The sequence below is a fragment of the Exiguobacterium sp. SH31 genome, from assembly GCF_001816105.1.
GTDB classification, from domain to species: Bacteria; Bacillota; Bacilli; order Exiguobacteriales; family Exiguobacteriaceae; genus Exiguobacterium; species Exiguobacterium aurantiacum_A.
Genome location: NZ_LYTG01000091.1, coordinates 42,483 through 68,419 on the forward strand (window position 1 = coordinate 42,483; position 25,937 = coordinate 68,419).

At 53.2% G+C, this 25,937-nt stretch carries 29 protein-coding genes; 14 read left to right on the plus strand and 15 right to left on the minus strand.

Translation table 11 applies throughout. The features are described 5' to 3' along the window. The first annotated feature begins 14 nt into the window (after positions 1–14). Positions 15–1,286, plus strand: a complete 1,272-nt coding sequence (gene odhB / locus A6395_RS12585) for a 2-oxoglutarate dehydrogenase complex dihydrolipoyllysine-residue succinyltransferase (RefSeq protein ID WP_071399284.1) — start codon at positions 15–17, stop codon at positions 1,284–1,286. Positions 1,287–1,322: 36 nt separating this feature from the next. On the opposite strand, the gene A6395_RS12590 is transcribed toward odhB, so the two are convergent. Next, complete coding sequence (locus tag A6395_RS12590) at positions 1,323–2,918, minus strand: sensor domain-containing diguanylate cyclase (protein ID WP_071399285.1); 1,596 nt, start codon at positions 2,916–2,918, stop codon at positions 1,323–1,325. 153 nt (positions 2,919–3,071) lie between these two features. On the opposite strand from A6395_RS12590, the gene A6395_RS12595 reads away from it, so the two are divergent. The 4 genes from A6395_RS12595 (at position 3,072) to A6395_RS12610 (ending at position 5,936) form a co-directional block, all read left to right on the plus strand. Next, positions 3,072–3,743, plus strand: a complete 672-nt coding sequence (locus A6395_RS12595) for a DsbA family protein (protein ID WP_071399286.1) — start codon at positions 3,072–3,074, stop codon at positions 3,741–3,743. Next, positions 3,740–4,159: a disulfide oxidoreductase gene (locus A6395_RS12600; protein WP_071399287.1), complete on the plus strand. Its 420-nt coding sequence runs from the start codon at positions 3,740–3,742 to the stop codon at positions 4,157–4,159. Before A6395_RS12595 ends, A6395_RS12600 begins: the two co-directional genes overlap by 4 nt. 4 nt (positions 4,160–4,163) lie before the next feature. Then, entirely contained in the window at positions 4,164–4,751 is a 588-nt protein-coding gene (locus tag A6395_RS12605; RefSeq protein ID WP_071399288.1) for an SCO family protein, read from the plus strand. Between the two features lie 90 nt (positions 4,752–4,841). Further along, the gene (locus tag A6395_RS12610) at positions 4,842–5,936 is read left to right on the plus strand and encodes an MBL fold metallo-hydrolase (protein WP_233589618.1); all 1,095 of its coding nucleotides are present in this window, start codon (positions 4,842–4,844) and stop codon (positions 5,934–5,936) included. 25 nt (positions 5,937–5,961) lie between these two features. Here the strand turns inward: A6395_RS12610 and A6395_RS12615 are convergent, their stop codons facing one another. Continuing rightward, positions 5,962–7,179, minus strand: coding sequence for an MFS transporter (locus tag A6395_RS12615; protein WP_071399289.1), 1,218 nt, complete (start codon positions 7,177–7,179; stop codon positions 5,962–5,964). 172 nt (positions 7,180–7,351) lie between these two features. Between A6395_RS12615 and relB the strand changes: the two genes are divergently transcribed. Further along, entirely contained in the window at positions 7,352–7,573 is a 222-nt protein-coding gene (gene relB / locus A6395_RS12620) for a type II toxin-antitoxin system RelB family antitoxin (protein WP_071399290.1), read from the plus strand. A gap of 62 nt (positions 7,574–7,635) precedes the next feature. Here relB and A6395_RS12625 read toward each other — a convergent pair whose 3' ends face one another. Further along, positions 7,636–8,331, minus strand: coding sequence for a DsbA family oxidoreductase (locus tag A6395_RS12625; RefSeq protein WP_071399291.1), 696 nt, complete (start codon positions 8,329–8,331; stop codon positions 7,636–7,638). Positions 8,332–8,417: 86 nt separating this feature from the next. Further along, positions 8,418–9,062, minus strand: a complete 645-nt coding sequence (gene trhA / locus A6395_RS12630; RefSeq protein WP_070327786.1) for a PAQR family membrane homeostasis protein TrhA — start codon at positions 9,060–9,062, stop codon at positions 8,418–8,420. 125 nt (positions 9,063–9,187) lie between these two features. Between trhA and A6395_RS12635 the strand changes: the two genes are divergently transcribed. Next, positions 9,188–9,712: a DUF1836 domain-containing protein gene (locus tag A6395_RS12635; RefSeq protein WP_071399292.1), complete on the plus strand. Its 525-nt coding sequence runs from the start codon at positions 9,188–9,190 to the stop codon at positions 9,710–9,712. A 42-nt stretch (positions 9,713–9,754) separates the two neighbouring features. Here A6395_RS12635 and A6395_RS12640 read toward each other — a convergent pair whose 3' ends face one another. The 4 genes from A6395_RS12640 to A6395_RS12655 form a co-directional block, all read right to left on the minus strand. Next, the gene (locus A6395_RS12640; protein ID WP_071399293.1) at positions 9,755–10,033 is read right to left on the minus strand and encodes a hypothetical protein; all 279 of its coding nucleotides are present in this window, start codon (positions 10,031–10,033) and stop codon (positions 9,755–9,757) included. 14 nt (positions 10,034–10,047) lie between these two features. Next, complete coding sequence (locus A6395_RS12645) at positions 10,048–10,662, minus strand: PH domain-containing protein (RefSeq protein WP_071399294.1); 615 nt, start codon at positions 10,660–10,662, stop codon at positions 10,048–10,050. A gap of 13 nt (positions 10,663–10,675) precedes the next feature. Further along, the gene (locus tag A6395_RS12650) at positions 10,676–11,509 is read right to left on the minus strand and encodes an aldo/keto reductase (RefSeq protein WP_071399295.1); all 834 of its coding nucleotides are present in this window, start codon (positions 11,507–11,509) and stop codon (positions 10,676–10,678) included. A 63-nt stretch (positions 11,510–11,572) separates the two neighbouring features. Beyond that, entirely contained in the window at positions 11,573–12,484 is a 912-nt protein-coding gene (locus A6395_RS12655) for an MBL fold metallo-hydrolase (protein WP_071399296.1), read from the minus strand. A 365-nt stretch (positions 12,485–12,849) separates the two neighbouring features. Here A6395_RS12655 and abc-f point away from each other — a divergent pair, with 365 nt between their 5' ends. The 3 genes from abc-f (at position 12,850) to A6395_RS12670 (ending at position 16,354) form a co-directional block, all read left to right on the plus strand. After that, positions 12,850–14,547, plus strand: a complete 1,698-nt coding sequence (abc-f, locus tag A6395_RS12660; protein WP_071399297.1) for a ribosomal protection-like ABC-F family protein — start codon at positions 12,850–12,852, stop codon at positions 14,545–14,547. A gap of 12 nt (positions 14,548–14,559) precedes the next feature. Continuing rightward, a complete protein-coding gene (locus A6395_RS12665; RefSeq protein WP_071399298.1) occupies positions 14,560–15,333 on the plus strand; it encodes a hypothetical protein in 774 nt (257 codons plus the stop codon). A 118-nt stretch (positions 15,334–15,451) separates the two neighbouring features. Next, the gene (locus tag A6395_RS12670; protein ID WP_071399299.1) at positions 15,452–16,354 is read left to right on the plus strand and encodes a cation diffusion facilitator family transporter; all 903 of its coding nucleotides are present in this window, start codon (positions 15,452–15,454) and stop codon (positions 16,352–16,354) included. Between the two features lie 41 nt (positions 16,355–16,395). Here A6395_RS12670 and A6395_RS12675 read toward each other — a convergent pair whose 3' ends face one another. The 3 genes from A6395_RS12675 to A6395_RS12685 form a co-directional block, all read right to left on the minus strand. After that, entirely contained in the window at positions 16,396–17,535 is a 1,140-nt protein-coding gene (locus A6395_RS12675) for a zinc-dependent alcohol dehydrogenase (protein ID WP_070327777.1), read from the minus strand. A 106-nt stretch (positions 17,536–17,641) separates the two neighbouring features. Next, on the minus strand, positions 17,642–18,499 hold the full coding sequence (locus tag A6395_RS12680) for a metallophosphoesterase (RefSeq protein ID WP_071399300.1): 858 nt from the start codon (positions 18,497–18,499) through the stop codon (positions 17,642–17,644). A 97-nt stretch (positions 18,500–18,596) separates the two neighbouring features. After that, positions 18,597–19,010: an organic hydroperoxide resistance protein gene (locus A6395_RS12685; protein ID WP_083273990.1), complete on the minus strand. Its 414-nt coding sequence runs from the start codon at positions 19,008–19,010 to the stop codon at positions 18,597–18,599. Positions 19,011–19,127: 117 nt separating this feature from the next. On the opposite strand from A6395_RS12685, the gene A6395_RS12690 reads away from it, so the two are divergent. Then, positions 19,128–19,574, plus strand: a complete 447-nt coding sequence (locus tag A6395_RS12690; RefSeq protein WP_070327775.1) for a MarR family winged helix-turn-helix transcriptional regulator — start codon at positions 19,128–19,130, stop codon at positions 19,572–19,574. A gap of 21 nt (positions 19,575–19,595) precedes the next feature. Beyond that, entirely contained in the window at positions 19,596–20,516 is a 921-nt protein-coding gene (locus A6395_RS12695) for a CAP domain-containing protein (protein WP_071399301.1), read from the plus strand. Between the two features lie 43 nt (positions 20,517–20,559). On the opposite strand, the gene A6395_RS12700 is transcribed toward A6395_RS12695, so the two are convergent. Then, positions 20,560–21,036, minus strand: a complete 477-nt coding sequence (locus tag A6395_RS12700) for a glutathione peroxidase (protein ID WP_071399302.1) — start codon at positions 21,034–21,036, stop codon at positions 20,560–20,562. A gap of 159 nt (positions 21,037–21,195) precedes the next feature. Between A6395_RS12700 and A6395_RS12705 the strand changes: the two genes are divergently transcribed. Both A6395_RS12705 and A6395_RS12710 read left to right on the plus strand, forming a co-directional pair. Next, entirely contained in the window at positions 21,196–21,714 is a 519-nt protein-coding gene (locus A6395_RS12705) for a VanZ family protein (protein ID WP_071399303.1), read from the plus strand. 621 nt (positions 21,715–22,335) lie between these two features. Further along, entirely contained in the window at positions 22,336–23,322 is a 987-nt protein-coding gene (locus tag A6395_RS12710) for a murein hydrolase activator EnvC family protein (protein ID WP_084813068.1), read from the plus strand. Between the two features lie 31 nt (positions 23,323–23,353). On the opposite strand, the gene A6395_RS12715 is transcribed toward A6395_RS12710, so the two are convergent. The 3 genes from A6395_RS12715 to A6395_RS12725 form a co-directional block, all read right to left on the minus strand. Beyond that, positions 23,354–23,551: a hypothetical protein gene (locus A6395_RS12715; RefSeq protein ID WP_233589617.1), complete on the minus strand. Its 198-nt coding sequence runs from the start codon at positions 23,549–23,551 to the stop codon at positions 23,354–23,356. Between the two features lie 42 nt (positions 23,552–23,593). Then, positions 23,594–24,433: a GNAT family N-acetyltransferase gene (locus A6395_RS12720; protein WP_233589634.1), complete on the minus strand. Its 840-nt coding sequence runs from the start codon at positions 24,431–24,433 to the stop codon at positions 23,594–23,596. Between the two features lie 79 nt (positions 24,434–24,512). Further along, a complete protein-coding gene (locus A6395_RS12725) occupies positions 24,513–25,727 on the minus strand; it encodes a dicarboxylate/amino acid:cation symporter (protein WP_071399305.1) in 1,215 nt (404 codons plus the stop codon). Positions 25,728–25,937 lie beyond the last annotated feature (210 nt).

The following is a 25,937-nucleotide window of genomic DNA, read 5'->3' on the forward strand; positions in this document are numbered from 1 at the left end:
AGGGGGAACTCATTGTGATCGAAATTAAAGTACCGGAATTAGCAGAGTCCATTACGGAAGGAACGGTCGCGTCTTGGCTCAAGCAGCCAGGCGACCACGTTGAAAAAGGGGAGGCCATCGTCGAGCTCGAGACAGACAAAGTCAATATCGAAGTACCGGCCGATGAGTCAGGAACGTTGGAAGAACAACTCGCCGGGGAAGGCGATACGGTCCAAGTCGGTCAAGTCATCGCCCGCTTAAGTTCAGGTTCAGCCGGCGGCACGGCCGTCGCGACGAAGACGAAGACAGAAGCGGCGACAGAAGCTGCTCCGGCTCCAGCCGAGACGAAAACAGAAGAAGTCGGCGAAGCGAAAAAAGTCGAGCGGCGTGAAGAGCACGTGGCAAGCCCAGGTAAAGGCCCGATCGCTACACCGGCGGCACGCAAGCTCGCTCGAGAGAAAGGCATCGACCTCTCGGCCGTTCAGACGAACGACCCGATCGGCCGCATCAACGTCCATGACGTGTCGAACCACAACGCAACACCGGCTCCAAAGCCAGAAGCACCGAAAGCACCGGCTGCGGCACCACAATCGGTCGCGAGCGGCAAAGACGAAGAGCGCATCAAGATGACGCGTCGTCGTCAAACGATCGCAAGCCGTCTCGTCGAAGTCCAACAGACGGCGGCGATGCTCACGACGTTCAACGAGATCGATATGACGGCGGTCATGGCGCTCCGGAAACGTCGCCAAGAGAAATTCATTAAAGATAACGATGTCAAACTGGGCTTCATGTCGTTCTTCACGAAAGCGGCCGTCGCGGCTCTGAAACGGATGCCATATTTGAACGCTGAAATTCAAGGCAACGAGATCGTCTTGAAAAAATATTACGACATCGGCATCGCCGTATCGGCACCGGACGGACTCGTCGTCCCGGTCGTCCGGGAAGCGGACCGTAAAAACTTTGGCGAGATCGAGAAGGATATCATCCATCTTGCCGACAAGGCCCGCAACAATAAGCTCGGGCTTAGCGACCTGACTGGCGGCACGTTCACGATCACGAACGGCGGCGTGTTCGGTTCACTCTTATCGACACCGATCTTGAACGGACCGCAAGTCGCCATCCTCGGGATGCACACGATCCAACTTCGTCCGATCGCGATCGATGCTGAGACGATTGAGAACCGTCCGATGATGTACGTGGCGCTCTCATACGACCACCGCATCGTCGATGGCCGTGAGGCCGTGACGTTCCTCAAACACATCAAAGATATGATCGAAGACCCAGAACAGTTGTTGTTCGAAGCGTAAAAAACAGGTCCATGTCGCAAGTGACATGGACCTTTCTTATGCGATCAGCGATTCATCGAGCGTGATCTGGTTCTTGCCGCTCGCTTTCGAGCGGTAGAGCGCTTGGTCGGCCCGTTCGATGGCAAGATGAGGCGGCGTGTTCGAACGCCAGAGCGCAGCGCCGATACTCACACCGACAGCAGCCGTCCCGCCGTCAAACGATACGGGCGCGGACAACGCGGCGATGACATCTTCCCCGATCTGCTGGACGTCGCGGTCACTTCGGTTGTTTCGTTCGAACAGAAGGAAGAACTCATCTCCGCTCAATCGGACCGGGTACAGCCCTTCGAGAGGCAGTTGCTTCAGCCGGTCGGCAATCTCGACCAACACTTCGTCGCCCGACGCGTGCCCGTACGTATCGTTGACTGCTTTAAAGCCGTCAAGGTCGATATAGAAACAGACGTAGTCGTTCGTTGTCAGTTGTGCGTCATTCAAGTACTGACGGAGCGCCGTCCGGTTGGCGAGACCGGTCAATACATCGTGGTTGGCGAGTGATTCGAAGCGGATCCGTTCTGTCTCTGAATTGGTCAGCGACGTGACGAGTGACTCAAGGGCGAACGCGAGCGATTCGATCTCACGGATACCGGACTGATGAGGGAACGTTTTCACTTTCCCTTGCTTCATGAGCGTCGCTGTCTCGGTGATTTTTTGCAATGGCCGCGTCACAAACAAGGCGAGCAGCCAACCGAGCAGGGCGGTCACGATCGAAGCGACGAGACCGATCCATAAGATGTTGTTTTGCAGCGACGTGACGGGGGCGAACGCCACGTCGACCGGTTGCCGGACGACGACACTCCAGCCGAGGCCAGCGTAGTCGTCGTAACCTTCCCCGATAGCGACACCGGTCAAGTATGACTTTCCATCTTCCCACGTCTCGACGTGCCAACCGTCATTGAACGTCGTCGGCAGCGGTGTCCCGACGAGATGATCGGGACCGAGCAACACGGTGTTGTCACGTCCGCTGACGACGAACATGTCGGTATAGTCCGAGTGATGATGCAACGTGCGGTTAAAGTGTTGGAGCATCTCATCTCCCCATTCCCAGCTCAGGTGGGTCGCCAAGACGCCTTTAAACTCACCGTCGCGCATGATCGGGACGCTGATGTCGACGAATTGGAGAGGTTCTCCACTCGGATTTGGGAGCTTTTCAGCGAGGAGAACGGCCTCGTGGACGTCCCCGATGAACGGTTGTTGTTGCGCTTCCGAGAAGACGGGACGTTCGGCGATCGACATCCCTTCTAAAATCCCGTCCGTCGAGGCGGTGACAGTCCCAGACGCATCGGTCACACCTATCCACGAGAAAGCAGGGATGTTCGTTTGGACTTCATCGAGAAGGACCCTTCTTTCGCGCGGTTCGGTCAAGGCGTCGAGTCCTTGAAGCAATTGGACTTCCTGATAGCGCGACCACATATAAAAGTCGAGTTTATCGACGAGCTGATGCGATGTCGTCGATAGACGTTCCCCGATTTCTCGTTCAAGCGACGCGGCCGACCGCTCGCTGATCGTATACGTTAAAGCGAGTGTTAGAATAAAGACGAGACTGGCAATGCTGAGCCCCAAGATTAACCCGAGGCGCATCGAAAACGATTTCATGAAGTATTCCTCCTACAATAGACATCCACTTTATTCATCGTCAAAATGTGGACGACTTAAAGCAAAGTCAGTATTAAACAAGTCGATTTCGTGGAATCGGATAGCGCTTTCGCTATAATGAAAGACGAATCGATAAAAATAGAGGTGAGACGAATGAAACAAAATCAAACATTGGTCGTCGGGACGCTCATCGCGGTCGCACTCATCGCGGTCGTGGTCGTTCTCTTGAACCGACCGGCCGAGCAGGCAGAGACGGCGGCGCCGGCTACGAACGAGCACGTGCCGACGGACGGGCAACCGACGCTCGGGGAAGCGGACGCACCGGTCTCGATTGTCGAGTTCGGGGACTACAAATGTCCGTCTTGTAAACAATGGGGCGAGACGATCTATCCGCAACTAAAGGCGGACTATATCGATACGGGCGACGCGAGCTTCAGCTATATCAACGTCTTGTTCCACGGACAAGAGTCGATTTTGGCGTCACTCGCTTCAGAATCGGTCTATAAGCAAGACCCGGATGCGTTCTGGGACTTCCATAAGGCACTCTATGACGCGCAACCGGCGAGCCAGCAGCACGACGAGGCGTGGGTCACTGTCGAGCGGTTGAAGCAGATCGCAGGCGAGACGACGTCGGTCGACATGGCGAAGTTCGAAGACGACTTGAATGAAAACTCGAGCGTGCTCGAACAGGTGAGTCTAGATGACGGACTCGTCAAAGAATACGAGGTCCAGTTCACGCCGTCGATCATGATCAACGGCGTCATGCTAGAAGATCCGTTCGACTATGAGGCGATCGAACGGTTGATTGAACAAGGGGCACCATGAAGCAGTCGTTCCTGAGCCGCTACGGCTTGTATCTCGCTTGGCTCGTCGCGCTCACGGCGACGCTCGGCAGTTTATATTTCAGTGAGATCCGCGAATTCGTCCCGTGCGAACTGTGCTGGATCCAACGTATCTTCATGTACCCACTCGTCCTTGTGCTCGGTATAGCTGTATTCACGAACGATCGTCAAGTGAAGAAATATGTATTGTCGCTAGCAATCGTCGGCGGTATGATTTCACTTTACCATTATCTAGTGCAAAAAGTACCCGGTTTTGCCGACATCAAACCGTGTGTCGAAGGTGTGCCGTGTAACGTGCAGTACATCAACTGGTTCGGCTTCGTGACGATCCCGTTCCTCGCGCTCACGGCGTTCACATTCATCACGCTATTAATGCTCAACATAAAAACGGACAAGTAAGGGGATGGAACGTTTGAAAAAATGGATGCTGATCGGGCTAGTCAGTTTACTCATTGTGCTCACCGCTTGCGGCAATGAGATTGAAGACCCGCTCAACTGGGAGATCGAATCGTTCGATTATATGAATCAGGATGAAGAGATGGTCAGTCTCGACGACTTGAAAGGGAAAGTATGGATGGCCGACTTCGTGTTCACGAACTGTGAGACCGTCTGTCCGCCGATGACATACAACATGACGAAGCTAAATGAAGCGCTCGTTGAAGAAGGTGTCGAGGACGTCCAGTTCGTGTCGTTCAGTGTCGACCCGACCGTCGACACACCGGATAAGATCAAACAGTTCATGTCCGGATACGATTTGGCAGAAGCCGACTGGCAGTTCTTGACCGGCTATTCGCAAGACGAGATCGAGGCGTTCGCTCAACAGAACTTCAAGGCGCTCGTCCGCAAGCCCGACGAAGGCACGCAAGTCGATCACGCGACATGGTTCTATCTCGTCGACCAAGACGGGAAAATCATCAAGGCGTACCAAGGGTTCCAAGACGTACCGATCGAGGAAATCGTCAACGACATTAAAATTTTGCAAAAATCTTGAGGGCGACGCGTTGTCGTCCTTTTTTGCGTATTCAAAAACAGGGGAATCCGGCATGTTGCCGTATAATAAGCAGTAGAGGAGAGGATACTTTTGAAAAAATCATTACTCGTTTCATTGATGGGTTTGGCTGCTGTGACGGGTACAGCACTCACACAATATAAACCGCTCGGACGCAAGCCAAAAGCGCTCCAGTCGCCGAATCTTGTCAACGGCAAGTTCCGCAATCAGCTTGAGACACCGATGCGGTTTTCAAGCGATGATATGATCTCGATGTCGAAAGAATTTTTGCATCCGGACTCGCTCCGGAAGCCGAGCGTTCGGTTGCCGGTCGTCCCGATCGACTTAACCGAGACACTTGGCTCGAGCTTCACCCGCATCTATTGGCTCGGCCATTCAGCGATGCTCGTCCAAATGGACGGCAAGACGATGCTCGTCGACCCGATGTTCGGCCGAAGCCCGTCACCGCTCCCGTTCGCGAAGAATGAACGGTTCAGCGAGGACTTGCCGTTCGAGCTCGACGATTTGCCGTCAATCGACGTCGTCTTGCTGACGCATGACCATTACGACCATTTGGACTATGCGACGATTCAAGCGATCAAAGGCAAAGTCGCCATGTTCATCGTCCCGCTCGGCGTCGGCAGCCATTTGAAACGTTGGGGCGTCGGGTCCGAACGCATTATCGAACGCGATTGGGGCGATACGTATCAGTTCGGGACGTGGACGTTCGTCTGTACACCGGCCCGTCACTTCTCCGGTCGATCGCTCACCGACCGCAATGCGACGCTTTGGGCGTCATGGGTCGTCATCGGTGAGACGGACCGCTTGTTCTTTAGCGGCGACGGCGGTTACGGTCCTCACTTTAAAGACATCGGGGACGAGTACGGACCGTTCGATTTCGCGGCACTCGAATGCGGGCAATACGATGAGCGTTGGCCGGATGTGCACATGCAGCCACGAGAGACGGCTCAGGCGTTCCGCGACGTGCGGGCCGATAAGATGTTGCCGATCCATTGGGGCGCGTTCACGCTATCGTTCCACGCCTGGTACGACCCGGCCGAACAGATGACGCAGTTGTTGCCGCAAGAACACGTACTTACTCCGATGATCGGGGAACGGATCACGCTCGACGGACGCAACGATACAAACACGTGGTGGCGTGACATCGAGGACATGAACAAGCGCTGACCGAATTCGGTCAGCGCTTGTTTTGTTAGGACGAGATCCGTTCGGTCTCGTCCGTTTCGATATAAAGCTTGTGTTTCCGCGTATAGACGAGGAAGGAAGCGGTCATCGCGATCGAACTTACCCCGAACAAGACGACCATGAGCTGCAGACCGATCAAGTCGAGGAAGAAGCCGGTGACGAGCAACACGACTTGGAAGACGATGCGGTCGAGCATGTTCCGGAATGAGAAGAAGCGCCCGTGATAGTCTTTCGGCATCCGCGTCTGGAAAATCGTCACCGCGGTCGGGAAGAAACAACCGACCGAGAAGCCGAACAAGACGAACGCCGCGATCGAGACGACTGGGATGTCGGCGAAGTACAGCATGAGCTGAGCGATCCCGATCAAAAACGAGAACGTGAACAAGATTGAGAATACGGAGAACTTCTCACCGATCCGTTTGATGACGAACGCGCCGACCATGAAGGCGATCCCTTCCGCCGTATAAATCCAGCCTTTGATCGCGGTCGAATCTTGCAGCTCGCTAATGTTGATGACGAGCAAGTTGAACCCGCCGATGAAGAGGAGCGGGATGAGCGTCATGACGAGCGTCATGAAGATGACCGGGATCGACTTGATGATCGGGAAGACGTCCTTGAATCCGCCTGACGACTTCGTATCGACTTTTCGGGCGGACGGTGTCGTCGTCTCGTCGATGTTCAAGAACCACGTCGCGACGGCGAGCAACAAATAGGCGACGAGCGAGAGCGCATAGACGTCCCGAAGTGAGATGAGCGTGAGCAGAATCCCGGCGATCGCCGTTCCGATGACGCGTGATAATGTCGACACGTTCATATGGACCCCGTTCAAGGCGAGCAGCTCGCGTTCTTTGACGATGAGCGGGATGGCTGCTTGGAGCGCCGGGAAGTAAAACGCGGCCGACCCTTGCAAGAAGACGAGGAAGACGACCATCCAAAGCACGCTTCCCGTCTCGATGGCGACGAACATGAAGAGAACGCTCAGCGCCCGGACGATGCTCGAGATGAGCATGATTTTCTTTTTGGAGCCCTGATCGGTGAGACGACCGGCGAGCGGTCCGATGGCGACGCCTGCGAGCAGCCCCCCGGCGAGGATGAGCGCCTTGATGAAGTCGGACGGCACTTTCTCCTGCATGAACTCCAAATTGCCGATGATACCGAGCCAAAGCCCGAGACCGGCGACGAACTCCCCGGTCAAGATGATCCAGACGTTCCGATTTTTCCACATATGTTAAGTCCTCGATTCTTATCAGTTAATAATAATTATGCTCGAGAATGATTCATTAAGCCACAAAAAAGAAGCCGAGATTCGACTTCTTCTCCCATTCATTAATTCATGCGAACTGATTATATAAACACTCTGATTTCGTAATACAATGTGTATGAAGGAAGGTGATTGTATGGGAACGATATCTGTGCGACTCAATGAGGAAGACGAACTTCTCATTAGAGAGTATGCGAAAACAAAAAATCTTACCCTCTCTATGCTTGTTCGGGAAGCTGTCCTAGAACGAATAGAAGATGAATTAGACATAGTGCTTTATCATGAAGCAATGAGTGCACATCAAGAACATTCTGAAGCAATTTCATTCGAGGCCATGCTAAAGGATTTGCAAACTTAGATTAAACCTAAAAAAGCATTCGTCCGTATTCAGACGAATGCTTCTCTGTCGTTCTTTTGAAGTCAAATATCGCAGTTATCGTCCGTGCACGTCGCACCGCCCGAGAGCACTTGAAGTGTCGGTGCCGATTCGGCCCACGTCTTCTCGAGTACTTGTGTGAACGCCTCGGTCGGTTGGGCGCCTGAGACGCCATACTTGCCGTCGAAGACGAAGAACGGGACGCCGGTGATGCCGAGATCGCTCGCGCGTCTTTCTTCAGCGCGGACGTCTTCCGTGTATACGTCTGAAGCGAGTACGTTTTTCACGGCGTCAGCATCGAGCCCGACACTTGTCGCGATCTCAACGAGGACGTCGTGGTCACCGATATGTTTCGCCTCGACGAAGTACGCTTTGAGGAGCGCTTCCGACAGTTCTTTCTCTTTCCCGACCGTCTTCGCATAGTGCGTCAACCGGTGCGAGTCGAGCGTGCCGGTGACGACCATGTTGTCAAAGTCATAGTCGAGTCCGACTGATTGAGCTTGAGCGGCGACTTGGGCCGTCGTCGTTTTCGCCTGCTCGAGCGGCATGCTGTATTTTTTCGCGAGCACTTCATAAATCGAACGTGAGTCGTTCGTCGGCGCGTTCGGGTCGAGTTCGAAGCTCTTGAACTCCACTTCGACCTTGTCCGCGTGTTGGAACTGTTCGAGTGCTTCTTCTAGACGGCGCTTACCGATATAACAGAACGGACAGACGTAATCTGACCAAACTTCAATTTTCATAGTGAATCCCTCCTACAGTCAGTGTAGAATGTCTTGAATTTGAAGTAAATGAATGTGCTCACAAAAAAAGCCCTCACGATGAGGACTTAAAAGACGTACCAGAACACGCAGACGAAGTGGGCGAAGCTTCCAAACAAGATGAACAAGTGGAACACCTCATGAAAGCCCCAACCGCGCCAGTTGACGAACTTCGGCTTAAAGCCGTAGATGAGACCGCCGACCGTGTACATGAAGCCCCCGAGTAGGAGCCAGAAGATGCCGCCGTTGCCGATCACGCTATGGAGCGGTCCGATGAAGAACACCGACAGCCAGCCCATGCCGATATAGAGTGCCGTCGACAAGAAGCGTGGGGCGTGGAACCAGACAAGTTTGAAGATGATGCCGAACAAGGCAAGGACGTGGACGATACCGAACAGCACCCAACGCATCGGACTTTCGAGCGCGAGCAGTGTGAGCGGGGCGTATGTCCCGGCGATCAAGGCGTAAATCATCGCATGATCGATTCGTCGGAAGAACGCGATGACTTTCGGCGAGGCGATGATGCTGTGGTAGAGACCAGACGATAAGTAAAGAAAGACGAGACTGATCCCGAACAAGATCGCCGCCATGATGGCGAGCGGTGAGCCGAGCAGTGACGCTTTCACCGTCATCGCGATCAAGGCGATGAAGGCGAGTACCGCCCCGGCGAGATGGGTCAGCGCGTTAATTGGTTCCCGAAAAATCGAATTCATGCAAAAACACTCCTTATGACGTCATGTAGTATCCATAACTACATGATAAGCGGTATGGGCAAGAAGAACAAGGTTTTTGTTTCGACAAACGACGATTGTCCGTATACTGAAAGTGAGGTGATTCGATGAAACCGAACGAGATTGTACGGACGGAAGGCACGCTCCCGAAAGCGGTATTGCCGACGATCGACTTATATATGGACCAAGTCATCCAACTGTTCGAGCAACATTACGGCAAGATGAAGCGTAATGAAGACGAGACGATCTTGACGAAGACGATGATCAACAACTACGCCAAAGGGAAGTTGTTCCATCCCGTCAAAAACAAGAAGTACACGAACGAGCATTTGATGCTCCTCGGGTTGATCTATGAGATGAAGGGGCTGTTGTCGATCAACGACATCAAGGAGACACTCCGTCCGTTGAACGAATCGGACGAGGCGTTCTCGCTCGAAGACTTTTATGACGCCTATCAAGCTCAGAAAGAACAGAACTTGCAGGCGTTCGAGACGCAAGCCGAGACGTTGCTCGAGAACGTGAAAGCGACTGAAGCGAGTGAAATCCAACAGTCACTCGCAATCGCCTCCGCGGTGCATATGAGCCACTTGTACCAACGGCTCGCCGAAAGGTTGATCGACGAAGGTAAATAAAAATGTCCCCTAGACTCCGTTTGTAGTCTAGGGGACATTGTGTCATTTTAGATGTTCGCGTTCGAAGCGCTCACCTTTGTTGTATATTTTAACGACGAGAAGTGGTGCTAAATAACTGATGGTCACAAGAATGAAAAGCGTCCATAAGAGATTATAATCTAACATTAGACGCTCATACGTGAACGACAAAAACAAAATGACGGTGATATGAACTAACGGGTGGAGGTTCCTGAGCAAGGCGTTGAGCACACTACTGATGAATACAGTCAAAATCACGAGCATGAACAAGAAAAACGCAATCAACAACCACATATAGTCCATACGTCACCACCAAGTTAATTATTGATGTACTTCTCGAACACGTCACCGAAATCTTTCCGGTTCCATTCGTGATAGTGGCCTTGGAGCCAGTCGAACGATTGTTGCGACAAGTCTTTAAACGTCGTCGCGACGTTCATGTCGCCTTGACGGAGGCCGCTCATTACCGACACGGAATGCGTGAGCGACGTGTTGGCAAATTCAAGCATCTTCCGGCCTTCGCGTTGTTTCTCGGCGATGGCGAGGAGTGATTTGTACAAGTCTTTGACGTGCTCGATTTGCTTCTTGTTCACGTCGATCGAGTATGGCTTGTCACCGATCGTGAACTTGATCTCGACGTCTAAGTCGACCGTGCCAGCCGTCTCGAACATGACGTGTTGAAGCGGATGCTGCGCGTACGGATAACGATACAAGACGCGCTTCGAACTGATGGCGCTCGCGCCGTCGAGATGGATCATCGCGAGGTTCGTGAAGCAGTACTCGTCCGATTTCGACTTGATCAAGAAGTAAATCTTCTCGTTGTCCTCATGTAAGACGTAATCGTCGGCATCGGCCTTGTCGAAGTCTTTCGGGTCGATGACTTCACCGATATCGCTAAAGCCTGTCAAATCAGAAGCTAGTTTTTTGAACATGTACAGTCTCTCCTCAGTAGTGGATTTTGTGCATCTCGACCGGGTCGGACCCGGTCCGTTCGTTCCGGTTGAGTCCGTCGATCGCTGCCATGTCTTCTTTCGTCAACGTGAAGTCAAATACCTGTATATTTTCACGAATCCGACTCGGTGTGACCGATTTCGGGATGACGGCGACACCGTTTTGAAGATGCCAGCGCAAGATGACTTGGGCCGGGGACTTGCCGTACTTGCTCGCGATGTCGACGATCGTCGCATCCTCGAGCGCCTCACGACCTTTCATGAGCGGACTCCACGCTTGGATCTGGATGTCATAACGCTTGCAGAACGCGATCAATTCTTTTTGGGACAAGTATGGGTGGATCTCAACTTGATTCACCGCGGGTACGATCGCGCACGATTGGATGATCTGTTCGAGGTGTTGAATCTCGAAGTTCGAGACACCGATGGCCCGTACTTTGCCTTCCTCATACAACTGCTCGAGCGCTTTGTACGTCTCGACGAACTTACCGAAGCGCGGCATCGGCCAATGGATCAAGAACAAGTCGACATAGTCGAGGCCAAGTCGGTCGAGGCTGTCTTGAAACGCCTGGAGCGCCTCGTCGTAGCCGTGAAATTCGTTCCACAGTTTCGTCGTCACGAAGATATCTTCGCGCGGGACGCTCGACTCACGGATCGCCTGTCCGACGCTCTCTTCGTTCTGATAGATAGCGGCCGTGTCGATCAACCGGTAGCCGGCGTCGAGTGCCGCCTTGACCGTGTCGACCGTGACCGTCCCGTCTTCAACTTTGTACACACCGAGCCCGAGCATCGGCAGCTTCACATCATTATTGAGTGTTGTCCATTCCATAATTTGATTCCCTCCCTCTCACCTCTAACGTTACCGAAAATCACGACAAAGTGAAAGCGAAACCTACAGCCGAATGCTTTCTCCGTGCGCTTTGATCACGATTTGGTCGCGTTCGAGCTTGGCCGCGGCGACGAGGCGGTCATACGGCTCTTCGACCGGCTCGTACGATAAGACGAACGTGTCCCAGTGCATCGGGAAGAACCGTTTCGCACCGCTCTGTTTGAACATCGTCCACGCCTGTTCCGGGGTGCAGTGCGCTTCTTGGAACGAGTCCGGTTGATACGCACCGATCGGGAAGAAGGCGAGGTCGATCGGTTCTTTGTTCGCGAGCCCGTTGAACGCTTCGGTGTACGCCGTGTCGCCGGCGAACAGCATACGGACGCCTTTATATTTCAAGACGTAACCGTTAAAGCCCATGTGCTTGTCCCACGGGAAGCGGTTGCCCCAATGCTTGACAGGAATGGCACGGACATCGAGCCCGTTCGCGAGTGTCAACTTGTCGTGGGGATGCATCTCGAGCGTCTGTAGGCTCGGATAGTGACGCAACAGTTTGCTCGTTCCCGGTGCCGAGATGACGACCGTGTCGCGGGTGATGAGCCGCTTCAAACTTTTATGGTCGAAGTGGTCCATATGGGCGTGGCTGAGCAAGATGACGTCGACGTGGCCGATTTCTTCGATCGTGAGGGCAGGGGCGGTATGCCGTTTCATGCCGAACGTGACGGGACCGACGTGGACACCGATCCGTTTTGAGAATACCGGGTCGGTCAAAATTTTGAGGCCGTACCAATGGATGAGCACGGTCGAGTGGCCGATCCATGTCGCGCTCACGCTCGTCTCGTCGAAGACGGACAAGTCAGGTTTGATCGACGCCTCTTTAAAGTCTGGACGCGGTAACCGCTGTTTCAGTCGTGTATAAAAGAACGTGCCGACGCTTGCCAAGACAGCGCTCGGGACGAGTAAGTTGCGTAATTTCATGTGAGTCACCTCGATATATAGAATAGTTTCATCTTAACGCTGACGACTAAGACATGCATCCGCCCATAGGCGTAGAAACGATGGGAGATTGTGGGTTTGCTGGTTGCGAATCCGCTTACAATTTGGTAAGGTGGCAGTAGATTAGGAAAGGAAGGTACATCGCGCCATGAAAAAGTCACGCTCACTCAACTGATGAAACGAATCATCACTGTTCGCACGAACAGTCAAGGGTGAAGTGTGTCCAATCTCAAGCTGCGGGGTGACCCTTTTTTCCGCTTGACCGGAGATCTTCACACCATCGCTTTGTAGCGAATGGTGTTTTTTGTTTCATCGCGTATCGGACAAACAAGCGAGGTGAGACAACTATGTTATCAGTAAATCAAGTTCGGTTCGACTTCGACCAGCAACCGCTATTCGACAGCGTCTCGTTCGATGTGGCAACAGACGAACGGGCCGTCTTGTTCGGCCAAAACGGGTCAGGGAAGACGACGTTGTTCAAATTGCTCGTCGGTGAACTGAGCCCTCAGGCCGGTCGAATCGAAGTAGCAGGGAAAGTCGGTGTCGTCGAACAGACCGTTTTTGTTGGGGAGGGGACGACGCTCGCGTACGTCATGAAAGGTGACGACGAACGGTTCCGTTTGTACGAAGAAGTCACATCGGGCGACACTGAGCGCGTGCTCGCGGTGTATGACGAGGCGATGGCGTGTGACGCTTTCGGACTCGAGGCCGAGGCGAACCAGGCGTTGAAACGGATCGGCATGGACGGAATGGGATTAAGACGGCTTTCTGACTTGAGCGGCGGCGAACAGACGCGGGCACAATTGGCCCGGCTCATGATGCGTCACGTCGACGTCGTATTGCTCGACGAGCCGACGAATCATCTCGACGTCGACTCGATCGACTGGCTGACGCGCTGGGTGCGTGAGTTTCCGGGCACGGTGCTCGCCATCTCCCACGACCGCCAGTTCATCGATGACGTCGCAACGGTCATCCTTGAACTGAGTGGCGGCGAGGTCGTCCGCTATCCGGGCAACTATAGCGCCTATAAGCAGCAAAAAGCCGAGGAACGGGTGCGTGACGAGCGGGCCCACGCGCGCTATGTGGCGCGCAAGTCGGAACTGCTCGATATGATCGCCCAGTACAAAGGCTGGCACTTGAAGGCGAAAGCGACGGCGAGCGTCCGCAGTCCTGGTGCTCAGAAAGGGGCGGCGAACCTTGCCGTCAAGATGAAAGCAAGGGAACGAAAACTCGATCAGCTCGAACAAGGGCGTCCCAACAAACCGAAAGACTCGGGGCGCGTTTCGGTCCGCTTCGAAGCGGAACCGCTTGAGGCGAAGACGTGGATCACTGTCGAGAATGTCGCGTTCGGATATGACGAGCCGTTGTTCGAGCATCTTTCGTTCACGTTCAATCGAGGAGATCGTCTGTCGATCGTCGGACCGAACGGGAGCGGCAAGACGACGCTGTTGAAGCTGCTTTTAGGGCAGCTTGAGCCAAACGAGGGTGCTGTGCATCGCCATCCGAAACTGAAAATCGGCTACTTCTCACAGACGCTCGAACGGTTGCCCGAGGATGGGACGCTGCTCGACGCACTATTATCCGCGAGCGACATTCCGGAGACGGAAGCGCGGACGCTCCTGGCCCACTTTTTGTTCCGTCGTGACGACGTCTATAAACCGATGCATGAGGCGAGCATGGGCGAGAAGTGTCGGATCGCATTCCTCATCCTTTACTTCTCGGATGCAGACATGCTCGCGCTCGATGAACCGACGAACTATTTAGACGTTGCGACACGCGAACAGATCGAGGCGGCCTTATCGATCTACCGGGGCGGTCTCATCCTCATCTCGCACGACCGGACGTTCCATCAGCTGACGGACCGGACGATCGAGCTCGGCGAGACGGTGCGGATTTTAGAAGCCGGACAAGACACGCCTCCCATCGACGTCGAAGCGACGATTCAGACGCTCGAGGCGCTGACGAATGACGAACAAAAATTTGTCGACGAGGCAGGAAACGTGAAGCCGTTTGACGAATCGGAACAGATGAGACGAAACGAGTAGGAGTGGAGAATAATGAAGGAAGAAGTTCGGTCATCACGGGCCGCGTCAAGGAAACGAAAACGGTTGTTACGGTTAGCGACGGCGGTCTTGTTGATCGCTTCATTGATCGGTGTCATCGCGTTCGCAGCGTACATCGATTCGCAAAAGCAGACGGCACTGCCTGAGTCGGACAACATCTCGACAGAAGAAGTCGATAGCGGGACAGAGGCGGAACCTGAAGAGGAAGCGACTGAAGAAGAGCCGAGTGAGAACGTCGTCTACATCGCGACGCCGTACACGAAAGTGTATGCTGATGATCGTGTGACCGTTCTATATGAAGCGGATCTTGGAGATCGGTTCGAACGGCTCGAAGCCGTCAGTGGATTCGTCAAACTTCAGTTGAACGAGCGGACGACCGGATGGGTGACGGAAGAGCGTGTGGCCGAGGAAGCGACTAGCGTCTCGGACGATGAAGTGGAACAGGCTTGGCAAACGGTCGTGCCGACGGCTTCAGCGTCTGCCTTGGACTGGCTCGGTCAGGACGTGGCGACGGTCCGGTCGACACTCGGGGCACCGGCGTCTGTCCAGCGCGACCAAGTGAACGAGTACCACTTCTACAATGGTTTCTTTTTAATGGTGCGTGACCAACGAGTGAAAGCAATCGATTGGGACCGTCAGACGGCCATGACGCCTGAACTTGAGGCGTCGAGCGCCCAAAGTGCGGGCAGTTGGTATGACGGGGAGACGCTTCAATTGAAGCTATTCCCGTATAACGGGGTCATGCGGGTCCGAATTGAACAAAAGTAAGTGCTGGCGTCGAGAGGGTGCATCCTGTCGGCGCTTCTTTTTTTTGATTTCATTCAAACGAACGTTTGAATGATGGGGAGAAAAGGGATATAATGAAGGGAGAGAGGAGCGATGACGCATGGAACAACATAATCATGGCCACGAAGGCCACCACCACACAACGAATCAACGAGCATTATTCCTAGCATTTCTGTTGATTGTCACGTTCATGGTCGTCGAAGTTATCGGCGGTCTGTGGACGAACAGCCTCGCGCTCTTATCGGACGCGGGGCATATGCTCGGCGACGCGGCAGCGCTCGGGCTCAGTTTCTTGGCGGTCCGGTTCGGCGCCCGTAAGGCGACACCGCACCAGACGTTCGGGTACCGCCGCTTTGAGATTTTGGCAGCGTTCGTCAACGGATTGACGCTCCTTGTCATCTCAGGTTATATCATCATCGAGGCATATAAGCGCTTGTTCGCGCCACCAGAGATTTTAAGCGGCGGCATGCTAGCCATCGCCGTCATCGGGTTGCTTGTCAACGTGCTCGCGGCGTGGATCTTGATGCGTGGCGAGCAGGACAACTTGAACGTCCGGAGCGCGCTCCTGCACGTGTTCGGAGACTTGCTCGGATCGGTCGGGGCCATCACGGCGGCGCTGCTCATTTTAATGTTCGGGTGGACGCTCGCTGATCCGATCGCCAGTATGTTCGTCGCACTCCTCATCTTGGTGAGCGGGTACCGCGTGACTCGGGACGCCGTCCATATTTTGACGGAAGGGGCGCCTGACAAAGTCGACGTCGTGGCGATGCAGCGTGACCTTGCGACCGTCGAAGGCGTCAAAGAAGTGCATGACCTCCACGTCTGGTCGATCACGTCTGAGGAGTACGCCGTCACGTGCCACGTGTTGATTGACAAAACGACAGATGATCAACGCGTGCTGCACGATGTGACGGAGCGGATGAAGCAGTATGGTTCGTTCGGCCGTTCGACCGTTCAAATCGAACGAGAGACGGCACACTGCGAGGAACGAACGATCTGGTAAACGCACGAGCGGTCCCTGACAAGAGTCGGGGACCGCTTTTGTTATGGTTTCAGGACGACTTTGACGCAGTCGTCGAGATGGTCGTTGAACATCTTGTAGGCGTCCGCGGCTTGTTCGAGCGGCAGGCGGTGGGTGATGATGTCGGTCGGGTCGAACTTCTTGTCGACGATCATCTGGAACAACTCAGGCATGTAGTGGATGACCGGAGCTTGACCAGTCTTAAGCGTGACGTTGCGCGTGAAGAAGTCACCCATCGGAAACTGGTTATAGTTCATCGGATAGACACCGGTCAATTGGACCGTACCGAACTTGCGGACGGCTTCTTTGGCGACTTTGATGGCGCTGAGCGTTCCGCCTTGGATCATCAGCTTTTGCTCGACTTTCTCGATCGGGGTTTTCTTCCCGTCGATGCCGACACAGTCGACGACGATATCGGCGCCGCCACCCGTGATTTCCCGGATGTATTTGCCGGTCTCGACCGGGTCTTTCAACAAAACGGTTTCGACGTTGTTTGAGAGCTTGGCTCGGTTCAATCGATAAATCTCCGGGTCGACAGCGATGACTCGTTTTGCGCCGCGCACCCAGGCGAGTTTTTGTGTCATCAAGCCGACAGGGCCCGACCCAAGGACGACGACCGTGTCGCCGGCCTTCATCCCGGCGTTATCCAAGCTCCACCATGCGGTTGGGATGACGTCGGAGAGGAACAACAGTGCCTCATCCTCGAGCTCGCACGACTCGGGGATGACGAGCGGCATGAAGTTACCATACGGTACTTTCAAGTATTCGGCCTGACCACCGGGGTGGTTCCCGAACTGTTCAGTGTAACCGAACAGTCCGCCCGCATCTGTGTGCGGGGCGTGGTTCGAGTTGTCGCACTGGCTCTCCATTTCATTCTCACAATAGAAGCAATGGCCGCAAGAGACGTTGAACGGTAAGACGACGCGATCGCCTTTTTTCACTTTCGTCACGTCTGGTCCGATGTCTTCGACGATGCCCATCGGTTCGTGTCCGATGATAAACCCGTGCCGGGCCGGCATGTTGCCTTGGTAAATGTGAAGGTCAGACCCACAGATGGCCGTCGACGTGATCTTGACGATGATCTCTTCTCGGTTCTCGATTTCCGGGTCCGACACATCTTTCACTTCGATGTTTTTCGTCCCTTGATAAGTAACAGCACGCATACGTTGGTTACCTCCTTTTTTGAAAGACAGGTGAACGATGACATGGTTACTGTACCCGTATGGTGCGAGCATGAATCTACCCGCGAACGGGAATAGAAAAAGGGACTCACAAAGGAGTCCCAGTGCCCGCGATGTCGATGACGACGATCTCGGGTGGATTGAAGATACGCGGTACGCTGACTGTGTAGTTGAAGCCGCGGCCGATGATATGGGTGAACGAATCGTGTTCATACAGGCCGCCCGCATATTTTGGAAAGAAGCCTTGGTCAGGCGCGTAAAGCCCGTTCAACAGATAAGGGATACGGACCTGACCGCCATGGGCGTGGCCCGACAAGACGAGGTCAAACGGAAGCTCGGCGTACGTCTCGACTTGTTCTGCCCGGTGGGACAAGAGCAGGCTGAACGTGTTGTCCGTTTCGACGTCGTCAAGTGCGGTCAAGACGTCCTGCTCCCAGCTCCCGTATATGTTTTCGGCGTACGTACGAAGCGGGTCCTCGACGCCGCCGATGATGAGTTCGACTCCGTTGACCGTCACGGTCTCGGCTTCGTTCTCGAGCACAATCACACCAAACGAACGAAACACGTCTTTGACGTCGTGCCGGACGAAATCACTTGATTCATCAATTTCATGGTTGCCGGTGACGAAATACATCGGGGCGATTCCTTGTAGCCCTTCGATCAGTTCGAAAGCGGCGTCTGGCGAGCGGTATCGGTCGAGCAAATCACCCGGAAGCGCGATCAAGTCAGGTTGCTGTTCACGAACTTTTTCAATCAGATTTTTTTGGTCCTCACCATAAGAGTAGCCGTGCAAATCCGAGAGGAGGATGACGCGTAACGATTGACCAGTTTCGAGCTTCTCGGTCGTCAGCTCATACTCTCTAATCGTCAGCCCGTTGTAAAGGGCGGCGAACAGAAAGACGACCACGATGCCGAACGTGATGTACTTTCGTTTTCCTTTTAGCATCGTGTCGCCTCCTCAGTCGGATGTTTGTCTTTTCATTCTACTCTGTTAATAGGTATGGACGCAAAAAAAGCCCACTCATATTTGAGCGGGCAGGGGATTAGGCGACGTTTGTCGTCAATTTGACGTCGACGTTGCCGCGTGTCGCTTTCGAATACGGGCACACTTGGTGCGCTGCTTCGACGAGACGCTCAGCAGTTGCTTGGTCGACACCTTTGATTTCGACTTCGAGCTCGACCGAGATGAAGAAACCTTCGTCGTTCTGGTTGAGTGTGACGTGGCCAGTGACGCTCGTGCCATCCGTCTTGACGCGCTCTTTGCCGATGACGAGGTTCAACGCGCTGCCGAAGCAAGCTGCGTATCCGGCTGCGAACAATTGCTCAGGGTTCGTCGACTCTTCTGCTTGTTTCGATCCTGGCATTGCGACGCTCAAGTCGATGACGCCGTCCGTAGATGTGACGCGACCTTCGCGGCCACCTAGAGCTGTTGCTGAAGCTGTGAATAATGGTTTCATAATTTAATTCCTCCGTTTCGTTTTTAATAATTAAGTTGTGCACAATTTAATTATAGGGCAGTCAAACAGATATTCAAGTGATATGCTTGACCTAAGACTTTAGCCGGAGGAATTTATATGAAAAGTTCGTTAACATTAGAGCATCAGATTTGCTTTCAGCTCTACACCGCCTCAAAAGAATTGACACGTTTGTATCGGCCGATCTTAGAGCCGCTCAAACTCACATACAGCCAGTATTTGGTCATGCTCGTTTTATGGGAAGAAGATCACATCGATTTGAAACAGCTCGGGGAACGGTTGACGCTTGATTCGGGCACGCTGTCACCGCTCATCAAACGATTGACCCAACTCGGATACGTGGAGAAAATCCGGGCGACCGATGATGAGCGCCGGGTGTTGGTGTCGCTCACTGCATCGGGCAGCGCACTTCGTGAGCAGGCCGAGGACGTGCCGGTCAAAGTGAGTGGTATGCTAAATATAGACGAAGCGACTTATTTCGCTTATATGGAGATGCTCATCGATATCAAATCGCGTCTGCGTGAATTCGGTGAGCGACAGGGCTAGGTTCTCACGAAAGGAGACGATATGTTTCGTAAACTGTTTATTCTATTGATTGGGATTGGTCTATATACGGCTTGGAACTATGAGGTGCCGAACGTATCAGCGCCGACGAGCGTCCAGGTGAAGTCGACGGAAGTGGTGGAAGAGCGCGTCGCGACCGACGCTCCAAAGTTCGCGAGCCAATATGCCGGCCACGACTGGTATTTGCTCGAGAAAAATGGCGACCGAACGCTTGAGCTCGTCGATGAGGATGGTGCCAAAAAAGGGCAATACCAATTCGAGTCGGGCAGTACGTTCGAAGGGCTCGTCCTTGACCAGACGACACGACAACAAGTCGAGAACATCGGCTTCGACGAAGTGAAGTCTTACGATAAAGGGTTGAAACGTTACTTGATCCCGGACGATCCTTCGTTCTCGGTCTATGCGATGAACGGCAATTACGTCACGATGTTCTTTGACCAACATGACGAAGACAAGCTGAAAGCCGTCCTTTCCATTGAACGGAACGTCGAGGAGTCGAGCGACGGGTATTATGGAGACGTCTCGGAAGAGAGCATCGTGTCTAACGAGGCGCTCATGCGTATGCTCATGAACTGGGACCGTCAAAAGTTTGGGCTGTCCGCACTCGCTGACTATGAGCCGCTGCTCCCGGTCGTCCGGGCGCATAGTGAGAACATGGCGGTGAACAACTTCTTCAGCCACACCGACCCCGAAGGACGCGACCCGTTCGAACGGATGAATGAGGCCGGACTTGCCTACTCGCTCGCCGGGGAGAACTTGGCGATGGGACAGATGAGCGTCTTTCATGCTCACTGGGGACTGATGAACTCGCTCGGTCACCGCGAGAACATCTTGAAGCGGGACTTCACGCACGCCTCGGTCGGTCTTGTTTATAATGAAGACAACAGTCCGTTCTATACGATCAACTTCATTACACCACGATAAAAGGATGGTCTGCCCTAGAGGGGCGGACCATCCTTTTTAGCGGTCAGAGCAGGCGTTTCAAAGCTCGCTCGATCTCGTCCGGTGTCGTCTGTGGTGAGAACCGTTCGATGACGTTGCCTTTCCGGTCGACGAGGAACTTCGTGAAGTTCCACTTGATCGTTTTCGAGCCGAGCAGGCCAGGCGCTTCTTTCGATAAGTATTGGAAGAGCGGGTGCGCGTCTTTGCCGTTGACGTCGACTTTCGCGAACATCGGGAACGTCACGCCATAGTTCAATTGACAGAACTCGCTGATCTCTTCGTTCGAGCCCGGGTCTTGGTTGCCGAACTGGTTGCACGGGAAGCCAAGAATATGGAAACCTTGACCTTGATAGCGTTCAAATAGCTTTTCAAGGCCGTCTAATTGAGGGGTGAAGCCGCACTTGCTCGCCGTGTTGACGATCAAGAGGACGTCCCCCTCGTATTTGGATAAAGGCTGCAGCTTGCCACTCATGTCGGCTGCTTCGTACTGATAGATCATCATCTGATTCCCCCTTTTTCTTTTCATTATAGCAAGCCGTTCGATTGCGAACGACTTTGAACTGCTTGTCCGCAATCAAATTGTCACGAAACGATGAGGTCGTTGTTACAATGAAATCAAACGGAACCCGTATAATGAATCGTTGTAGAGAGGAAAGGTGTTATGTACATACTGAAAAATGAATTTATTTGGATCGCGTTGATCCTGATCGGCTTGTTCGTCTCGAGTGCGACGCCGTACTCTGACCAAAGCATCGTCTCGCCGCTCGAACGCTTCGATTGGACGTGGGCCGAACCAGCCCTCTCGAACGTCGACTTCGACTATGCCGGCAGCCCGGTCTCGCTCGAAGACAAAGGAAGCGTCGGCTTGATTGAATTTTTAATTCGGAAAGCGGCACACTTCACGGTCTTCTTCGCTTTAGGTGCGTTGTTCGTCAAAGCCGTGTCACGGACGAGACTGAACGCATGGCTCGTGTTGTTGTTCGCTTGGGCGCTCGCGAACACGGTCGCCATCTTTGATGAGTTTCATCAGAGCCTGACCCCGGAACGCACCCCGCTCATTCAAGACGTCGTATTAGACAGCTTCGGTGCTTGTTGCGGCGTCCTGCTCTTCGGTGGCTATTATCTGTTCGTGAGAAAACGTAACAAACACCAACGGAGAGGTTATGTATCGGTCAGGTAGATAAAAAATAGTATAGGTCATTATTTGAAAAGCGCTTTCATAAAGCGTTTTTCTTTTTTTACTAAATTCATATTTTGTGACAATTTGTTGATTGAGTCCGTTAAATACCCACGTTTTGTCGAGGATAAAACCTAAATCAGGTCAATGTAACGCGAATGAAATATAAGTGTAAAATAACTTCAGGTTTAGATTGCTATAATGAGTCACAGGGCGAGACGGATTCTCGCAAAACTATACAGAACTCATTCATCTATTATTCTATAGAAATTCACACGACTCAGCGGAGGTAAGCACATTGATTAACTTGAAGAAACTTGCAGCAACCGTCACTTTAGGCGCTCTTCTAATCAGCGGCACGACACCTGGTTTTGCAGCGTCACTTACAGACAAGCAAAAAAGGTCCAACAGCAGCAACAAAAGAATAGCACTGAGCAGAGCAAAGCGAACTCTTCGATCCAATCACGTGAAAAAGCGATCAGCAAAGAGCAACAAGAAATCAACAAGCTAGACGCTGAACTCCAAGACGTCATCAACGACGTCGCACAAAAGAAAGCTGAGATTCGTGCTACGCAAGAAAAAATTGCCGCACTTGAAAAACAAATCAAGCAGTATGAAGCAAAAATGAAAGCACAAGAAGAACTTATGAAAGAGCGCATGGCAACGATGCAAAAGAACGGCGGCGGGTCGATCGACTGGGCCGAGTTCATCTTCGGGTCAAAAGACTTCGGTGACTTGCTTACTCGTATGATCACAGCAGGTACGATTCAAGAGAACGACAAGCAAATTTTTGATGAGTACGAAGCGACGAAAGAAAAGCTTGCGACAGCACAGGCTGAATTAAAAGCCGAGCGTGACGCTCTCGTGAAACAAAAGCAAGAACTTGAAGAACGCAAAAAAGCGCTCGACAAGAAAATGAAAGAGCGGGCGGCTAAAATCAAGAAGCTCAACGCTGAGAAAATCAAGTTCGAATCGAAATTGATGAGTTTGAAAGAAATGGAATCAACGCTCCAAGCACAAGAAGCTTCAATCAAAGCAGAAATCGAAGCACAACGTCGTGCGGCTGAAGAAGCGAAACGTAAAGCAGCGGCGGAAGCGGCAGCAGCTGCAGCAGCAGCGAAACAACAAAAGCAACAAGGTTCGTCAAGCCAGCCAAGTGCATCAGCGACAACGCCTGTAGCGGCGGCACCGGCAAGCGGCGGCATGTTCCAACGTCCTGCTAGCGGTCGTCTCACACAACCTTTTGGACCTGCAAGTGGTGTGAACGGTTATACGTTCCACAACGGTCTTGATATCGCAGCAGCTGTCGGCACACCGATCTATGCAGCACAAACAGGTACGGTCACGACGGCAGGATGGGGCGGCGCCTACGGGAACCACGTCATCATCACGCACGTCTTGAACGGACAAGTTTGGACGACGGTCTACGCGCACATGAGCTCGGTATCTGTCTCAGCTGGCCAACGCGTCTCACAAGGTCAGAACATCGGCGGCATGGGCAGCACAGGTAACTCGACTGGCTCGCACTTGCACTTCGAGATTCACCGTGGCGGTTACTCGTACTCGTCTTCGAGCGCGGGCAGCACGGTCAACCCAGCTTCATTCTTCTAATCACAGAAAAAGTGATCGACGAACGCGTCGATCACTTTTTTATTGCCCGATAAGCGATAAACGTCAGCAAGGCGGCCCCGATGACGCTCAGCAAGAGCGTGTCGAGATTCGGGTCGGCGAAGACGCTCATGCCACCGACGATCAGCATGTAGGCAACGATCGAGCCGACGAAGACCGTCGACACGACCGAACGGACTCGTTTCGGGATTTGCTTCCACCAGTTCCTCATAAAAATCGCCTCCACCTATTAGTATAGGGGAGGCGGGATGATTCATCTAGCGAGTCGGATCCACGAAGATTCCATGATCGGCCGGTAGCCGACTTCTTGATAAATCTTGTTTGACGTCGGGTTGGTCAAATCGGTGTAGAGGGTGCAGAACTGTTTATCGGTTAGCAGCTTTCGGCTCAGTTCGGCGACGAGGCTTCGGGCATACCCGTTCCCGCGCCTCCTCGGATCGGTATAGACGAATGAGACGGTGACACCGTTTGTGGTCGGTCGCGACCGTTTCGCGCACGAGACGGGCGTGCCGTCGACTTCCCAGATGACGGCGTCGTCGTTTTCAATCATCGCTGTCACGACAGCGACCATTCGTTCATCAGTTGATGGTTCGAGTCCCGAGTCTAGCTCGAAGGCGCGATACCATTCCTCTAACAATGGTTGGTCGGCGCGTGTCGCCTGGCGCATCAATCCGTCGGCCATGTCGATGTCGTCGACGTGGTCCAATCGATAGAGGCCTTGCGACATGAACGTCGATGCTTGTTCATTCGTATGCTTCTGCCACACGGCAGCGAACGCCTCGGCATGGGCTCTTTCCGACACGACTTCTGTGAACGGGATATCTAACCGAAGTAAGGTCGGAATGACAGCCGCGTGGATCGATGTTGCCTGAGACGTGTCGACGACGACGTAATTGAGCGGGTGCGGCGGTGTGACCTGCATGATGGCGAGGAGCTGTCCATCGTCCTCGACCGTCAACTGATGGTAGGTGTCGTATAGGTCTCGCTTAATATTTTCAAGGATGCCGATCATCAAGCTGTTCTCGGCTTCTTTTTTCAACAATTCCGACATGACGCGTTCCGAAAACGCGAACGGGTCGTTCCAAACTTTCACTTCCAAAGTCGACACCTCTCTTCATATGTATAAAAACGGGCAAACCGTAAGGCCTGCCCGTTGTCTAACTCGTAACTCGTTATGCGATGTCTTCGCGCGCTTTCGCGTCGTCGAGCAAGTTCGTGTTGCGTTTGAAGTAATGGACGATTTTGGCGATAGCGCCGTCACCTGTGACGTTCGTCGCCGTACCGAAGCTGTCTTGCGCCAAGTAGAGCGCGATGACGAGGCTTTGCATCGTCGCATCGAATCCGAGGATCGATCCGAACAATCCGAGTGATGCCATGACGGCCCCGCCAGGAACACCAGGCGCCGCGATCATCGTCACGCCAAGGGCGAGGATGAACGGGAGGATGATCGCGTATGACATCGGCATGCCGTTCAAGTACATGAGGGCGACACCGACCGATGTGAGCGTGATCGTCGAGCCTGACAAGTGGATCGTCGCGCAGAGCGGGACGACGAAGTTAGCGACGCCTTCATCGACGTTGTTCAATTTTGCCTGACGAAGCGTGACTGGTATCGTCGCGGCTGACGACTGTGTGCCGATGGCTGTGAAGTAAGCCGGCATCATCGTCTTGAGCAGTTTGAACGGGTTCTCTTTATTGAGCCCGCCTGCGATCGAATATTGAATCATGAGCATCGTCGCGTGAAGGACGATGATCGTGACGAAGACGAGCGAGAACACCGACAAAATCTCGGCGACTTGGCCGGCGTACGTCATGTTCATGAAAATTCCGGCGATGTGGATCGGTAAAAATGGAATGATGACTTTACTGATGAGTAGTTCGATAATATCGCGGAAGTCCATGGCGAGGTCGAGTGAGCGTTTGCTCTCGATCGCGGCGATCCCGATCCCGATGACGAAAGCGAGAATGAGCGCTGTCATGACACCGAATACCGGTGGAATCTCAAACTCCATGAAACCTTTCAAGAGTGCTTCTTCTGGGTTTTCAGCTGATGCCGTGCTGCGTGCTAAAATCTGTGGGAACAGGTTGCTCGTCGCGAAGTAGGCGAGTGTACCGGCGACAATCGTCGATACGTAAGCAATCGCGGCCGTCAAGCCGACTAGTTTCCCGGCGCCTTTTCCAAGTTCCCCGATACCTGGGATGATGAAGGCGAGAATGATGAGTGGGATGGCGAAGCCTAAGAATTGTCCGAAGACCGTGTTGAACGTGACGAACGTCCGTACAATCCAGTTCTGGCTTTCTGGTACGATGCTACCGACTAATATCCCGAAAGCGATAGCGATGATGATGCGGCCTAGAAGACCAATCCTTAATTTCAAATAAATCATCCTTTCTAAATGTTTGAATTGTTGCTATTTTCGCACATTTCCCTGCGTGTTGCCAGCCTATCTTCGAATTTTACTGAAGATTGACGTTTGACAACTTCTGAACAGGGTATCACAAAATGTTAGTGATAAAAAGGAAGGGGTCTTCTCCTTTTCCTAATATACAAACGATGTTATGATTAATTTGGAACAGACGTAAAGGAGGGGTGACAC

Bases quoted from the DNA above. Each gene is read 5' to 3' on its own strand.
- A6395_RS12590 (WP_071399285.1), bottom strand. From the start codon at position 2,918: ATGAAATCGTTTTCGATGCGCCTCGGGTTAATCTTGGGGCTCAGCATT.
- A6395_RS12595 (WP_071399286.1), top strand. From the start codon at position 3,072: ATGAAACAAAATCAAACATTGGTCGTCGGGACGCTCATCGCGGTCGCA.
- A6395_RS12600 (WP_071399287.1), top strand. From the start codon at position 3,740: ATGAAGCAGTCGTTCCTGAGCCGCTACGGCTTGTATCTCGCTTGGCTC.
- A6395_RS12605 (WP_071399288.1), top strand. From the start codon at position 4,164: ATGGAACGTTTGAAAAAATGGATGCTGATCGGGCTAGTCAGTTTACTC.
- A6395_RS12615 (WP_071399289.1), bottom strand. From the start codon at position 7,179: ATGTGGAAAAATCGGAACGTCTGGATCATCTTGACCGGGGAGTTCGTC.
- relB (WP_071399290.1), top strand. From the start codon at position 7,352: ATGGGAACGATATCTGTGCGACTCAATGAGGAAGACGAACTTCTCATT.
- A6395_RS12625 (WP_071399291.1), bottom strand. From the start codon at position 8,331: ATGAAAATTGAAGTTTGGTCAGATTACGTCTGTCCGTTCTGTTATATC.
- trhA (WP_070327786.1), bottom strand. From the start codon at position 9,062: ATGAATTCGATTTTTCGGGAACCAATTAACGCGCTGACCCATCTCGCC.
- A6395_RS12635 (WP_071399292.1), top strand. From the start codon at position 9,188: ATGAAACCGAACGAGATTGTACGGACGGAAGGCACGCTCCCGAAAGCG.
- A6395_RS12640 (WP_071399293.1), bottom strand. From the start codon at position 10,033: ATGGACTATATGTGGTTGTTGATTGCGTTTTTCTTGTTCATGCTCGTG.
- A6395_RS12645 (WP_071399294.1), bottom strand. From the start codon at position 10,662: ATGTTCAAAAAACTAGCTTCTGATTTGACAGGCTTTAGCGATATCGGT.
- A6395_RS12650 (WP_071399295.1), bottom strand. From the start codon at position 11,509: ATGGAATGGACAACACTCAATAATGATGTGAAGCTGCCGATGCTCGGG.
- A6395_RS12655 (WP_071399296.1), bottom strand. From the start codon at position 12,484: ATGAAATTACGCAACTTACTCGTCCCGAGCGCTGTCTTGGCAAGCGTC.
- abc-f (WP_071399297.1), top strand. From the start codon at position 12,850: ATGTTATCAGTAAATCAAGTTCGGTTCGACTTCGACCAGCAACCGCTA.
- A6395_RS12665 (WP_071399298.1), top strand. From the start codon at position 14,560: ATGAAGGAAGAAGTTCGGTCATCACGGGCCGCGTCAAGGAAACGAAAA.
- A6395_RS12670 (WP_071399299.1), top strand. From the start codon at position 15,452: ATGGAACAACATAATCATGGCCACGAAGGCCACCACCACACAACGAAT.
- A6395_RS12675 (WP_070327777.1), bottom strand. From the start codon at position 17,535: ATGCGTGCTGTTACTTATCAAGGGACGAAAAACATCGAAGTGAAAGAT.
- A6395_RS12680 (WP_071399300.1), bottom strand. From the start codon at position 18,499: ATGCTAAAAGGAAAACGAAAGTACATCACGTTCGGCATCGTGGTCGTC.
- A6395_RS12685 (WP_083273990.1), bottom strand. From the start codon at position 19,010: ATGAAACCATTATTCACAGCTTCAGCAACAGCTCTAGGTGGCCGCGAA.
- A6395_RS12690 (WP_070327775.1), top strand. From the start codon at position 19,128: ATGAAAAGTTCGTTAACATTAGAGCATCAGATTTGCTTTCAGCTCTAC.
- A6395_RS12695 (WP_071399301.1), top strand. From the start codon at position 19,596: ATGTTTCGTAAACTGTTTATTCTATTGATTGGGATTGGTCTATATACG.
- A6395_RS12700 (WP_071399302.1), bottom strand. From the start codon at position 21,036: ATGATGATCTATCAGTACGAAGCAGCCGACATGAGTGGCAAGCTGCAG.
- A6395_RS12705 (WP_071399303.1), top strand. From the start codon at position 21,196: ATGTACATACTGAAAAATGAATTTATTTGGATCGCGTTGATCCTGATC.
- A6395_RS12710 (WP_084813068.1), top strand. From the start codon at position 22,336: ATGAAAGCACAAGAAGAACTTATGAAAGAGCGCATGGCAACGATGCAA.
- A6395_RS12715 (WP_233589617.1), bottom strand. From the start codon at position 23,551: ATGAGGAACTGGTGGAAGCAAATCCCGAAACGAGTCCGTTCGGTCGTG.
- A6395_RS12725 (WP_071399305.1), bottom strand. From the start codon at position 25,727: ATGATTTATTTGAAATTAAGGATTGGTCTTCTAGGCCGCATCATCATC.